This window comes from Streptomyces sp. NPDC047982, assembly GCF_043204165.1.
GTDB lineage: Bacteria > Actinomycetota > Actinomycetes > Streptomycetales > Streptomycetaceae > Streptomyces.
The window spans coordinates 1-13,086 of the sequence record NZ_JBIDBS010000028.1 but is presented as its reverse complement, the minus strand read 5'-3'; the positions used below and the strand labels follow the sequence as shown (position 1 = coordinate 13,086).

Annotated in this window: 11 protein-coding genes; 5 read left to right on the top strand and 6 right to left on the bottom strand. The window is 71.8% G+C overall.

Going from position 1 to position 13,086, the window contains the following annotated elements; translation table 11 throughout:
* Positions 1–352: 352 nt before the first annotated feature.
* The 3 genes from ACGF2V_RS27815 to ACGF2V_RS27805 form a co-directional block, all read right to left on the bottom strand.
* A complete protein-coding gene (locus ACGF2V_RS27815; protein WP_362624111.1) occupies positions 353–751 on the bottom strand; it encodes a rodlin in 399 nt (132 codons plus the stop codon).
* A 160-nt stretch (positions 752–911) separates the two neighbouring features.
* On the bottom strand, positions 912–1,202 hold the full coding sequence (locus ACGF2V_RS27810) for a hypothetical protein (protein ID WP_362624114.1): 291 nt from the start codon (positions 1,200–1,202) through the stop codon (positions 912–914).
* A 749-nt stretch (positions 1,203–1,951) separates the two neighbouring features.
* The gene (locus ACGF2V_RS27805) at positions 1,952–2,353 is read right to left on the bottom strand and encodes a rodlin (protein ID WP_362709776.1); all 402 of its coding nucleotides are present in this window, start codon (positions 2,351–2,353) and stop codon (positions 1,952–1,954) included.
* A 542-nt stretch (positions 2,354–2,895) separates the two neighbouring features.
* Between ACGF2V_RS27805 and ACGF2V_RS27800 the strand changes: the two genes are divergently transcribed.
* Complete coding sequence (locus ACGF2V_RS27800) at positions 2,896–3,726, top strand: chaplin (RefSeq protein ID WP_362709773.1); 831 nt, start codon at positions 2,896–2,898, stop codon at positions 3,724–3,726.
* A 185-nt stretch (positions 3,727–3,911) separates the two neighbouring features.
* On the opposite strand, the gene ACGF2V_RS27795 is transcribed toward ACGF2V_RS27800, so the two are convergent.
* On the bottom strand, positions 3,912–5,141 hold the full coding sequence (locus ACGF2V_RS27795; RefSeq protein ID WP_362709770.1) for an acetyl-CoA C-acetyltransferase: 1,230 nt from the start codon (positions 5,139–5,141) through the stop codon (positions 3,912–3,914).
* A gap of 266 nt (positions 5,142–5,407) precedes the next feature.
* Between ACGF2V_RS27795 and ACGF2V_RS27790 the strand changes: the two genes are divergently transcribed.
* Both ACGF2V_RS27790 and ACGF2V_RS27785 read left to right on the top strand, forming a co-directional pair.
* On the top strand, positions 5,408–7,003 hold the full coding sequence (locus tag ACGF2V_RS27790) for a 3-hydroxyacyl-CoA dehydrogenase (RefSeq protein WP_362709768.1): 1,596 nt from the start codon (positions 5,408–5,410) through the stop codon (positions 7,001–7,003).
* 125 nt (positions 7,004–7,128) lie between these two features.
* Positions 7,129–7,521, top strand: coding sequence for a VOC family protein (locus ACGF2V_RS27785; RefSeq protein ID WP_362709766.1), 393 nt, complete (start codon positions 7,129–7,131; stop codon positions 7,519–7,521).
* Between the two features lie 37 nt (positions 7,522–7,558).
* Here the strand turns inward: ACGF2V_RS27785 and ACGF2V_RS27780 are convergent, their stop codons facing one another.
* Together ACGF2V_RS27780 and ACGF2V_RS27775 are read right to left on the bottom strand one after the other, a co-directional pair.
* Positions 7,559–8,248 (bottom strand): AraC family transcriptional regulator, encoded by a 690-nt coding sequence (locus ACGF2V_RS27780; RefSeq protein WP_362709763.1) that lies wholly within the window; start codon positions 8,246–8,248, stop codon positions 7,559–7,561.
* Positions 8,249–8,323: 75 nt separating this feature from the next.
* Positions 8,324–9,487, bottom strand: a complete 1,164-nt coding sequence (locus tag ACGF2V_RS27775; protein ID WP_362630778.1) for a YihY/virulence factor BrkB family protein — start codon at positions 9,485–9,487, stop codon at positions 8,324–8,326.
* A 17-nt stretch (positions 9,488–9,504) separates the two neighbouring features.
* Between ACGF2V_RS27775 and ACGF2V_RS27770 the strand changes: the two genes are divergently transcribed.
* Together ACGF2V_RS27770 and ACGF2V_RS27765 are read left to right on the top strand one after the other, a co-directional pair.
* Positions 9,505–11,142, top strand: a complete 1,638-nt coding sequence (locus ACGF2V_RS27770; RefSeq protein WP_362630781.1) for an acyl-CoA dehydrogenase family protein — start codon at positions 9,505–9,507, stop codon at positions 11,140–11,142.
* A gap of 352 nt (positions 11,143–11,494) precedes the next feature.
* On the top strand, positions 11,495–12,793 hold the full coding sequence (locus ACGF2V_RS27765) for a GAF domain-containing protein (RefSeq protein ID WP_389047885.1): 1,299 nt from the start codon (positions 11,495–11,497) through the stop codon (positions 12,791–12,793).
* The last annotated feature ends 293 nt before the right edge of the window (positions 12,794–13,086 follow it).

The following is a 13,086-nucleotide window of genomic DNA, read 5'->3' as shown; positions in this document are numbered from 1 at the left end:
GACCAGTCCGCCCGCCCGTTCGAGGGTCGTCGAGGTCCCGGACGCACGACATGGGGCCGACACCTCCGGCCCGCCGAAGAACGGCTGCGGCCTGGATGCGTCGACCCCACGGGTTTCGCACACTACGGGCAGGCGACTCAAAGCCACACGCGGCACCGGGCCGTACGCATGGGAAGCGTCAGGAACGGATATCGGGGGGCTTGAGCCTTGTGGTTCCGGAGCCCTACGGCCCTAGGTGTTTCGAAAGTCCCGTCCGGCCCGCGACGCCCGGCACGGCGGCTCGCCACGTTGTCGGGCGCCGCGAGCGTGCGTGCGGGACGACGCGACGGGGCGAACGTTGCCGGGAGGGGCACTAGTTGTTGCCGACGCCGTTGCCGGAGAGGACCGGGACGTTGCTCAGGAGGTGCGACAGCGCCTCGTCGCCCTTGTTCTGTGTCGAGTTCTCCGTGCACTGCTGGTTCTGCGACGACGCGAGGACGTTGATGTCCTGGACGGCACCGGCGAGCGAACCGGCGTTGGCCTTGGCCGGAAGGGCGATGCAGGGCTTGTTGAGCGAGCCCTGGATGAGCGCGAACTGCGGACTCCAGTCGCCGTGGGTGGCGGAGTTGCCGTACGACTGGACGGCCCCGTTGCCGTTGACCGAGGCCGTACCGCCGTCATTCCCCACAGCCATGGCCTGCGGGACCATCGCGGCGGAGATACCGGCGATGGAAGCGGCGACGACTGCCGAAGCCATCATCTTCTTGATCACGAAACAGCCCTTCTGATTCTTCTTGACTTGCTCACCTGACCGGAGCGCCCTGATCAACTCACGGTGAAGAGGATGGTTGTGGCGTTTCACTCGAACGACTCTCCCTCGAACAGTCTGTTCGACGTGCCCGACGGTGCCGAAGGAGACCCGATGCACCGGATCAACCGCCGACCGGAAGACCCCCAAGCAGAGGGGCCGCATCCTTGACCACGCCGGTGGCCCGGCCGGCCAGCTCGGTGACGGTGCCGTTCTTGTGCATCGATTCTGCGGCGCCGCCCAACGTGTCGACAATCGGGTCGACGGCCTGCGGCGCACTGGCCGACACCTGGTTGATGCCGCCGTCGAGGCTGAAGTGGGGGGACGTGGCGTCGGTGACGGCGAAGGCGGGAGCAGCCGTACCCAGAGCGACCACGGAACCGGCGACGAACGCAGCGGACTTCACGTACTTCATTTTCGGGTTCCCTTCTGCAGCGGCGTCACTTCGGTCGCGCACCCGCGCCCGTACCAGCCTCTTTGGCTGTGACTTCAACCGCTTTCCTCCTGGGTAACGAGGCGATTGCGACAGGGCAACTGGAAAGGACCGGATTTCTGACGGCCTCACCCACCATTGGCAGCCGGAGAGGGAGCGGTGTCACATACATCCGCTATACGGATGCACCTCCGCCTTGCGAGGCAACACATCCGATGCCGCACACTGATCCACCACGGATGACGGGACAGCCCTCGGGCGGCAACCGGTTCGGCCACCAGAAAAGGAAAGGAGAGGGCCCCGGAACGCAGTGGGATGCACTCCGGGGCCTTTGCGTCACGGACGTTCGTCCCGGCCGACCGAAGGTCAGCGGTGGATGCAGAATTTGGTGTACTTCACCTCTTTCCCTTTCTTCGACGGAGTCCGGTGCGGCCACTGCTGTCGTGCCGCGCGAGCGCGGCCCTGATCACTCGTGACTCCGTCACCGCGATGCGTAACGATGTAGGACCGTGGGCGAAACCCTTCAAACAGAAAGGTCTCGAAAATCGCCCGAACGAATGAGCATCCGATGCGCCGCCATTCGGTCGACCGTACGGATGGCGCCATCGGGCGTTCCGCACGCCGCCACCGGAACGAACGGATGGGACGGCGCTGGAACGAGCAGCAGCAGGCCCGGACCGCGCGGAGGAGGAACGCCGACGGCCCGGGCCCTGTCACTGCGGTTGGCCGGATCAGCCGTTGCCGGCGCCGTTGCCCGAGAGCACCGGGATGTCGCTCAGGATGTGCGACAGCGGCTCGTCGCCCTTGTCCTGTGTCGAGTTCTCGGTGCACAGCTGGTTCTGCGACGAGGACAGCACGCTGGTTTCCTGGACCGCGACCGGGACCAGACCGGCGGGCGAGCCCGCGTTGGCCTTGAGCGGCAGACCGACGCACGGCTTGTTCAGGCTGCCCTGGACCAGGCCGACCTGCGGGCTGCCGTCGCCGCGGGTCACCGCGGTACCGAACCACTGCAAGGCTCCGTTGCCATTGACCGAGGCCGTACCGCCGTCGTCACCGACCGCCATGGCCTGCGTCGCGCCGAGACCGAGGATGGAGGCGGCCACGGCGCCCGTGGCCAGAACCTTCTTGATCACGATTAACCCTTCTCGTACCGGATGCCCCGCACCGGAGCTTCCTGCCCAACTCGTGGACGGATTCTTGGTTCTTTCCATTCACTCGAACGCCAAAGACACGCGGACAGCAGTGCGAAAGTGCGCAAGCAGTGCCGCAGAAGCACCCCTTCACCGTTCAATTCCTTCAGTGCGTCAACTCGCCTTTTTTCACCGCTGGTTGAGCGCACACGAAGAGCGAGGACAGCCATTGACGGTCACCTGACATGTAATCCGTTCGGGTGGTCACAAAAATTCCATGAAATGCGAGTTTCCTCGACAATTCCTCCTCGTTATGGGTATCACCAGGCGTGCGGCCCTGGCGTGCTCCCGGCAGGAGGTGGATTCACCGCGTGAAGAACCGTGAAGAACGCTGCGACGCGTTCTCCCCGCTCCGCGGTGACCATCATCGAAAGGCCCACGCATCGAGGAAGCCAGGGGCCTCGCCCCCGGCGAAAGTCGCACCGCCTGATGAACGAGCCGCGAGCCCCCACGCTCGCGCGACATGTCCTAAGAAAGAGCAACCCATGCGAAAATCCTTGAGCAAAAGCGTGCTCGTGATGGCGGCGGCGTCAGGCATCCTGGCCGCCACCGGCGGGAACGCGTTCGCGGACGCCTCCGTCGAAGCCTCCGCCGTCGGTTCACCGGGCGTCGGCTCGGGCAACGCCGTGCAGGCGCCTGTGCACGCTCCCGTCGGCCTGTGCGGCAACACGGTCAATGCGATCGGCCTGCTGAACCCGGCATTCGGAAACGAGTGCCAGAGCGAGGGCGGCCAGGAAAGCGGAACGGCCGGCCAGCGCGCGAGCGCCGAGGGCGTCACGGCCGGCTCCGCCGGTGTGCTCTCCGGCAACAGCGTCCAGGCCCCGGTGGACGTTCCGATCAACGTGTGCGGCAACACGGTCGACGTCGGCGGCGTGCTCAGCCCCGCGGTCGGCAACGAGTGCGGGAACGAGTCGGGGAATGTGACGACGCCGGTCGACCCGCCCGTGGACACGCCGCACAAGCCGCCCGTGGACACGCCGCACAAACCCCCCGTGGACACGCCGCACAAACCCCCCGTGGACACGCCGCACAAGCCCCCGGCCCACCAGCCGCACAAGCCGCCGGTCGTCCACCACCACCATCATCACCACCACCACGACTGCCCTCCGGGACACCACCACAACCCGCCCAAGCCCCCCACCCACCACTGGCAGCACAAGCCGGTCCACCACAAGCCGCACTGGCAGCACCACCACAAGCCGCAGCTGGCGCGCACCGGCTCTGACACCAACCTGGGTCTGGCCGGCGGTGCGAGCGCCGCGATGGTGCTCGGTGGCGCCCTGCTGGTGCGCCGCACCCGCGCCTCGAAAGGCTGACGCGCACAGCCGACAGCCGTCAGGCACGTAGCGGACGGGTCCGTCGGTGCAGCCGGGGCTGCACCGACGGACCTTTTCCATGCCCGAGGCGGGACATCAGATGACCCGACGCCTTGGTGGCGTGGCCCGACGAGCGGGAAGGCCGCGAGGCGGAGGGTCGGGGGAGTTCACCGCACGCCGGCGCCTCAGGAACGGATGCGCTCGAAGACCGCGGCGAGGCCCTGTCCGCCGCCGATGCACATGGTCTCCAGGCCGTAGCGGGCCTCCCGGCGTTGCAGTTCGCGGGCCAGGGTGGCGAGGATGCGGGCGCCGGTCGCGCCGACCGGGTGGCCGAGCGAGATGCCGGAGCCGTCGACGTTGATCCGCTGCTCGTGATCGGTCTCGCCGAGCCCCAGCTCACGGGTGCATGCGAGCACCTGGGCGGCGAACGCTTCGTTGATCTCGATCAGGTCGAGGTCGCCGAGCGTCAGTCCGGCGCGGTCGAGGGCGGCCCGGGTCGCGGGCACGGGACCCAGGCCCATGGTCGCGGCGGGCACCCCGGCGCGGGCGAAGGAGACGAGCCGGACCAGCGGGGTGAGGCCGAGCCGTTCGGCGGTGGCGGCACTGGTCACCAGGCACGCGGCAGCCGCGTCGTTCTGACCGCTGGCGTTGCCCGCGGTCACGGTGGCTTCGGGGTCGGACGCGGCCATGACCGGTCGCAGCGCGGCGAGTTGTTCGGCGGTGGTGTCGGGGCGGGGATGCTCGTCGGAGGTGACGACCGTCTCGCCCTTGCGGGTCCGCACGGTCACGGGGACGATCTCGGCGTCGTACCGTCCCTCCGCCGCCGCCCGGGCGGCCCGCTGCTGCGAGCGCAGGGCGAGGGCGTCCTGGTCGGCTCGGCCGATGCCGTACGCGCGGCGCAGGTTCTCCGCGGTCTCGATCATGCCGCCCGGTACGGGGTGGTGGACGCCGCCCGCGGTGACCCTGCCCCGGGCCAGCGCGTCGTGGAGTTGGAGGCCGGGTCCCTTGATGCCCCAGCGGCCCTCGTGCGTGTAGTAGGGGGCGGCGCTCATCACGTCGACGCCGCCCGCGACGACGACCTCGCTGAAGCCGGCCCGGATCTGCATCGCCGCATCGAGGACGGCCTGGAGCCCGGAGCCGCAACGGCGGTCGATCTGGGTGCCGGTGACCGTCGCGGGCAGTCCGGCGTCGAGCGCGACGACCCGGCCGATGGCGGGGGCCTCGGCGGAGGGGTAGGCGTGTCCGAGGATCACCTCGTCGACCGCCTCCGGGTCGATCCCGGTGCGGGCGACGAGCTCCGTGACGACGCGTGCGGCGAGGGCCGCCGGGGTCTGCCGGGCGAACACTCCCCCGAAACGTCCGATGGGGGTGCGCAGCGGTTCGCAGATGACGACATCGGGCTGCTGGTCGGGCACGGCGTGACCTTTCGGTGGTGAAGATCGTGCGGCCGGGTGGGCGGGCGCCCTTCCCGACGGGCGGGTCCCTCCGTCCCGGTTCACCGGCCGGTAGTCCGACGCGACTCTAATTTCGTGGGCAACGGCGATCAATAGCCCGTGATCCTCGGGAAGCCGGTGGGGCAGGACGATGTCACGGGATCGTCCGGCAGCCGGACCGGGCGCCGCGATCGCGTCTATCGTCGCTGGGTCGGATCACATGTCACCCCGAGAGGACCTCAACCGCCATGCGCATCAGGATCGTCGGCGCCGGGGCCATGGGCCGCGGCATCGCCCAGTGGGCGGCGACCGCAGGACACACCGTCGAGTTGTGCGACGCGCGTACGGAAGCGGTGACGGCCGCCGTGGACTTCGTACGGTCCATGCTCGAACGGGCCGTGGAGAAGGGCCGGTTGTCCGCCGAGGAGTCCGCAGCCGCCCTGGACCGGCTGGTCCCGCTGGACGAGCCGTGGGCACCGGGCCCCGATGTCGAACTGGTCGTCGAGGCCGTCCGGGAGGATCTCGGCACCAAGACCGAGGTCTTCGGCCGGCTCGAACAGGTGCTGCCCGCGACGGCCGTCTTCACGACCAACACCTCCTCCCTGTCGGTCACCCGCATCGCCGCCACGCTGAAGGACCCGGCCCGGCTGGCCGGGCTGCACTTCTTCAACCCGGTGCCGCTGATGCGGATTGTCGAGATCGTGCCGGGCGCCGCCACCCGCCCGGAGATCCCGCCCGCCCTCACCGCGTTCGTCGAGGGCTGCGGGCACCGTGCCGTCACCGTGGCCGACACTCCCGGCTTCCTCGTCAATCACGCCGGTCGCGGCCTGGTGACGGAGGCCCTCGCGCTGCTGGAGGAGTCGGTCGCGCCGCCGGCCGACATCGACCGGATCGCCCGTGACGTGCTCGGCCTGCGCATGGGCCCCTTCGAGCTGATGGACCTCACCGGTCTGGACGTGACGGCCGCGGTGATCGACTCGATCTGGCAGGGGTTCCGGTACGCGGACCGGCTCCGCCCCTCCTACCTCACCCCGAACCGGGTGGCCGCCGGGCTGCACGGCCGCAAGACCGGGCGCGGCTGGTTCGCGTACGGCCCCGACGCCCCCGCCCCGGCCCCCGAACCGCCGGTCACGGGCGACGCGGAGCGTCCCGTGTTCGTCCACGGCGCCGGTCCCCGGAACGGCGACGCGGCGGCGCTGCGCGAGGTGCTGACGGCTGCGGGCGCCGCCGTCGAGACGGGCACCGGGCCGACGTCCCGGGCGGTCGTGCTGGTTCCGGTGTGGGGTACGTCGGTGGCCTCGGCCGTCGCGGAGCACGGGCTGCCCGCGACCCGCGCCTTCGGTGTCGACCCGTTGCCCGCGACCGGGCGGCGCCGGGTGCTGGCCGTGACCCCGGCGTCGGATCCGGCCGCCGCACGGGACGCCCGGGCGGTGCTGGCCCGGGCGGGCGACGGCGGCGGCCCGTACGCGGTCTCGGTGGTGCGGGACACGGCGGGCACAGTGGCGCAGCGGCTGCTCGCCTCGATCGTGTCGGTGGCGTCGTCGATCGCGGAACGCGCCATCGCCTCACCCGCCGACATCGACCTGGCCGTCACGGCCGGGCTCGGCTACCCCGTCGGCCCACTGGCCTGGGGCGACCGGATCGGTGCCGTCCGGATGCTCGAACTGCACCGGGCGCTGCACCGCACGACGGGCGACCCGCGCCACCGTCCGAGCCGCTGGGTCACCGAGCGCGCCCAGCTCGGTCTCGCGCTGGCGGAGCCGGGGACGTCGCCCGCCGACTGCGTGGCCGGCGCCGACCGCGGGGACGGTGCGGATCACGGGGAAGGTTCCAACGCCCCGTAGCCAGGCGTGGAGGCCACCGGCCCCGGTGGCTCCACGCCGGCCCGGGCGCGGCGGGTTCCGCCGGGCCCGGGCCGTGTCCGATTCGTACAAGACCGGGTGCGGCGCCCCGGTCTACGGTCGGGGGCATGACTCCACGTATGGACGCGATCGGCATCATCGCCGCGGATCTGGCCGCATCGCTCGCCTTCTACCGCCGGCTCGGGCTCGACATCCCCGCCGACGCGGATTGCGCACCCCATGTCGAAGTGACGCTCCCGGGCGGGCGGCGCCTGTTGTGGGACACCGAGGACGTCATCCGGTCGTTCGATCCCGGATGGACGGCGCCTCGCGGCGGGGAACGCCTCGGGCTCGCCTTTCGCTGCGACGGCGCGGCCGAGGTGGACGCGGTGTACGAGGACCTGACGGGCGCCGGGTACCAGGGGCATCTGAAGCCGTGGGACGCGGTGTGGGGTCAGCGGTACGCGATGGTCCTCGACCCGGACGGCTGCGCGGTGTCGTTGTTCGCCGACCGCGGCTGAGACCGGGCGGGGCGGGCGGCGGGGCGCCGGTCGTCCCTCACGCCCGGGCGAGGTGGGCGGTCAGGGTCGTGCCGGTCAGGTCGCGCATCTCCCGTGCGAGGTGGGCCTGGTCGGTGCAGCCGGCGACGACCGCCGCCTCGGCGTAGGGGGTCCCGGAGCGGACGAGGGCGAGGGCGCGCCGCAGCCGCAGGATCCGCGCGAGTGTCTTGGGTCCGTAGCCGAAGGCCGCGAGTGATCGGCGGTGCAGCCGGCGGGCGCCGAGTCCGGCGGCCCGCGCGGTGTCCGCGACGGACCGGCCCTCGCCCAGGTGCGCCGCGACGGATCGCATGAGGGGATCCGGGGGCGCGGTGCCGACGGCCCGGCGCAGAGCGATCGCCTCCAGCGCGGCGGCCGGATCGGGGGCTTCGGCCACGCGCTCGGTGAGCTCGCGGACCAGCGCGCCCGGCCACAGGTCCGCGAGGCCGACCCGGCGGTCGCGCAGTTCGTGGGCCGGGACGCCGAGGAGCGCGGGGGCCGTGCCGGGCGCGAAGCGGATTCCGGTGTACCGGCCGCCCGCCCCGGTGTCGGGTGCCTGGGCGTGGGTGTCGGGGCCCGCGACGAGCAGCCGACCGCCGATCCAGAGCAGGTCCATGCATCCGTCGGGCAGCACCGGATGCATGGAGCCCTGCGGCACGCGCAGGGTCCAGAGTGTCGCGCCGTCGAACCGCGACGCCCTTTCCTCGTACAACGTCCTCGCCTCCGTACGACGTCCTGCGCGCCGCGGCCTTCCCGAAGGGGCGGCGCGAGGGGGCGGTGGCCCGCCTCAGCCCTCGATCGGTCCGGCCGGCTGGTCCGGCTCCTTGTCGCGGCTCGGTTGCAGCCGGGACTTCACGTCCTGGGGTGGCAGGAACCGTGACCAGCGTTCCGGGAACTCGGACGGCATGAAGACGCAGTCGACGTCCTCCTCGTCGTCGGCCCCCTCCCCGCCCCGGCTCTCCGCCCGCGCCCGTGCGACCAGTTCCGCCGCCTGGGCCGCCCGGAGGCGGTCGTTGGCCGCGCGCGCGGCGGCCGTCGCCAGCGAGGGCCACACCCGGTCGATGGCGGCGTTGACCGCCGCCCCGACCAGTACCGCGAACGCGGAGACGCCGATCCACAGCAGGACCGCGATCGGCGCCGCCAGTGACCCGTAGATCGTGGGTCCCTCGACCGTGCCGGTGAGGTAGATCCGCAGCAGGAAGCTGCCGAGCACCCACATCACGAACGCGACCAGCGCGCCCGGCACGTCCTCCTTCCACGGCGAGCGGACCGGCACGGACACGTGGTAGAGCGTCGTGAGGAAGGCGATCGACAGCAGGACCACCAGGGGCCAGTACAGGATGCTTATGAGTTCGGTGCCCCACGGCACCAGTTCCACGACCCGGTCCGGGCCGACCACGAGCAGCGGCAGCACGACGGCACCCAGCAGCAGCGCGATCACGTAGAGCAGGAAGGCGAGCAGCCGGGTCTTGACGATGCCGCGCTGGCCGTCGAGGCCGTACATCACCGTGATCGTGTCGATGAAGACGTTGACCGCGCGGGAGCCGGACCAGAGCGCGATCGCGAAGCCGATCGAGATGACGTCGGGCCGGGCGCCGGTGGTGACGTCCGCCAGCAGCGGCTTGGCGAATTCGTTCACGCCCCGCTCACTGAGCACCGTGTGCGCGGCGTTGAGGATGTTGCGCTCGATCGAGGCGACCGTCGTGGTGCTGGTCCACTCGTCGACGTAGCCGAGCAGTCCGATCAGGCCGAGGAGCAGCGGGGGCAGGGAGAGCAGGGTGAAGAACGCCGCCTCCGCCGCGAGTCCCAGGATCCGGTACTCCATGCACGAGTTGACCGTGTCCTTGAGCAGGTGCCAGACCATCTGCCGCTTGGACACGTTGCGGTAGAGGGCTCGGACCCGGTGGAGCCGCCCCGCCGGCCGTTCAGCTGTTTCATTCGCTGCCTGCACGTCTTTACCGTAGCGGCATGGCACCCATCACCCACACCGTGTCCAATCAGGTACCGCCGCTGGCCGGCTATGACGTCTTCGCGGCGGATCTCGCGCTGACCGAGGCGGTACGGCGGCATCTGCCGCCCGAACCGTCCGCCGCGGCCCTGGCCGAACTCGGCGAGCTGGGCAGGGCCGCGGGTTCCGCGCAGGCGCAGGCGTGGGGCACGCAGGCGAACGGGAATCCGCCGGTTCTGCGCTCCCACGACCGGTACGGCAATCGTGTCGACGAGGTGGAGTTCCACCCGGCCTGGCACCGGCTGCTGGGGCACGCGGTCGGCGCCGGTCTGACCGACGCGTGGGGCAGGCCCGGCGGTCATGTGCGGCGGGCGGCCGGCTTCCTGGTGTGGACGCAGGCCGAGGCGGGCCACGGCTGTCCCCTGTCGATGACGCACGCGGCGGTTCCCGCGCTGCGCACCGATCCGGCGCTGGCCCGGGAGTGGGAGCCGCTGCTGACGTCGCCGGTGTACGAGGAGGGGCTGCGGCCGCCCGGGGAGAAGGCCGGGGTGCTCTTCGGGATGGGCATGACGGAGAAGCAGGGCGGCACGGATGTGCGCTCCAACACGACCCGGGCGCAGCCCCTGTCCGAGGCGGGCGCGTATCTGCTCACCGGACACAAGTGGTTCTGCTCGGCGCCGATGTCCGACGCCTTCCTGGTGCTGGCGCAGGCGCCGGGCGGCCTGACGTGCTTCCTGCTGCCCCGGGTGCTGCCCGACGGCAGCCGCAACCCGTTCGCGATCCAGCGGCTGAAGGACAAGCTGGGCAACCGGTCGAACGCGTCGGCCGAGGTCGAGTTCGACGGGACGTGGGCGCGCCGGGTCGGCGAGGAGGGGCAGGGGGTGCACACCATCATGGGGATGGTGGCGGCGACCCGGCTGGACTGCGTGACCGGTTCGGCGGCGCTGATGCGGCAGGCGGCGGCGCAGGCGATCCACCACTGTGCGTACCGCCGCGCGTTCGGCGGGCCGCTGATCGAGAAGCCGCTGATGCGCAACGTGCTGGCCGATCTGGCGCTGGAATCGGAGGCGGCGACGGTGCTGGCGCTGCGCCTGGCCGCCGCGTACGACGCGGACACCGAGGACGAGCGGGCGTTCCTGCGGATCGCCGTGCCCGCGGCGAAGTACTGGGTGACGAAGCGGTGCACGCCGATGGTGGCCGAGGCGCTGGAGTGTCTGGGTGGCAACGGGTACGTGGAGGAGTCCGGGATGCCCCGGCTGCTGCGGGAGGCGCCGCTCAACTCGATCTGGGAGGGCTCGGGGAACGTCCAGGCGCTCGATGTGCTGCGGGCGCTGCGGCGCGAGCCGTCGGCGCTGAACGCGTTCCTCCAGGAGGTCGGCCGGGCGCGCGGCGCGGATCACCGGCTGGACGGGGCGATCAGGGACATGCTGACGGAGCTGGCCGACCTGGAGGGGATCGAGGCGCGGGCCCGTCGGCTGGTGGAGCGGATGGCGACGGTGCTCCAGGGGTCGCTGCTGGTGCGCTGGGCGCCGCCGGAGGTCGCCGACGCGTACTGTGCGTCCCGGCTGGGCGCTGACCGGGGCGCGGCGTTCGGAACGCTGCCGCACACTCTCGATCTGGCCGCGGTGGTGGAACGGGCCCGGCCGGTCGAGCGGTGACCGCCGGGGCGGGGGGCGACGGAGGTCGTACGCGGCTGCCCCGGCGACGGGGCTGATACGTGCGGGCGCGGGCGTCCGGTCCGGTCCGGTCCGGGTACGCGCAAGGGGTGATGCGTGCGGGCGCAGCGACGGGGGGTGGTGCTGCGCCGACACGGCACCACCCCCCATGCTGTGCACACCGATCGGCGGCGCACAGGCGCCGCCGCACAGTGTTCCGTCACTCTCGTACGGACCCGCACCCTCTCGCCAGAGTTGCAAAGGGTTGCAACCATTGTGTGGAGTACGCCTCTCGGGGCCCGGTCGGGGCAGGATGGGCCGGCGGGCCATCGGGTCGGCCCTGGCGACTGGGGGAATGAGAGTGGAGACTGGTCCTGCCGAGGTGACGCGGTCGGCGGCCTTGCGGCCGCCCCGTGCTCCGCGCCGCATCCGCCGGTCCGGCGAGACGATCTCCGGGGACGACCGCCCGTCGGCCGCGCTCCGCGCCGAGATCGGCGCCTCGTGGGACCGGATGCTGCGCAGAGGTCTCGATCCGGACCAGTCCACGGAGAGCGTGCTGCTGGAGATGGACGAGGTCGAGCGCAGGCGCCGGACGTCGGCGCTGAACGAGGTGATGCCGCTGCTGAACGAGAGCCTGGGGTCGCTCGCGGACGCCGCCCAGCAGATCGTGGTGGTCACCGACATGGAGGGCCGGGTGCTGTGGCGCCGGGGCAACACGGAAGTGCTGCGCCGGGCGGACGGAATCTGTCTGGCGGAGGGCGCCGCCTGGGCGGAGGAGAGCACGGGGACGAACGCGATCGGTACGGCGCTCGTCTCGCGCGCACCGGTCCAGGTCCATTCCTCGGAGCACTTCGTGCGCCGCCTGCGCAACTGGACGTGCGCGGCGGCCCCGGTCCGTGATCCGAGGGACGGTCGGCTGATGGGGATCGTCGACATGAGCGGCCCGGCGTCCAGCTTCCATCCGACCTCGCTGGCCCTGGTCGGTTCGGTGGCCAGGCTGGCCGAGAGCGAGCTCAGGAACCGGCATCTGCGGGCGATCGACCGGCTGCGCTCGGTGGCGGCGCCGCTGCTGTGCCGGCTGGGCGGCCGGGCCGTGGCGGTGGACACCCACGGGTGGCTGGCGGCGGTGACCGGGATGCCTCCGGTCGAGCGGCTGCCGCTGCCGAAGTCGATGCGGCCGGGGCGGGTCTGGCTGCCGTCGCTCGGTATGTGCGAGGCGGAGCCGCTGCCCGGTGGCTGGCTCGTGCGGGTGACGGAAGGGCCGGGGGACGGGCCGCGCCGACGGGTGGTACTGGACCTGAGCAGGCCGCACGGGCTCTCGGTCAGCGTGGCGGGCGTCGTGGACACCTGGACGCAGCGGCTGTCGCCGCGCCACGCGGAGCTGCTGTACGCGCTGGCGTTGCACCGCGAGGGGCGTACGGCGTCCGAGCTGGCGGAGGACATCTTCGGCGACGCGACGCGGACGGTGACGGTACGGGCGGAGATCTCCCGGATCCGCCGCCATCTCGCGGAGGTCCTGGCGCACCGCCCGTACCGCTTCGGCGAGGGAGTCGAGGTGGAGGTGATCCGTCCGGAACAGCCGGCCGATCTGCTGCCGCGCTCGACGGCGCCGGTGGTGGTCAGGACCCGCACGACGGAACGGGGCGGGCCGTAGGCCCGGCCCGGGCGAGGCGGTCGGTACGGCCCGGGTCGGGGGGCCTGTGGCCCGGGCGCGCGTCGTACGGCCTGAGCGGAAGCGGTACGACCTGAGCGGGAGCGGACATACGCCCGCCGGCACGGGGCGGGACCGTACGCTCCGGGCGAGGGCGGGACCGGCTTGGGCGCGGGGTGCCCGGCATGGTTCCCTGGCAGCCTTGACGCTCTCCCTCCTGAAGGAGGGAGATTCTTACGGCTCGCGCCGTGAGACTTCCTGTTTCATCGCCGACTGCCCGCCCGGAGTTCTCCGTT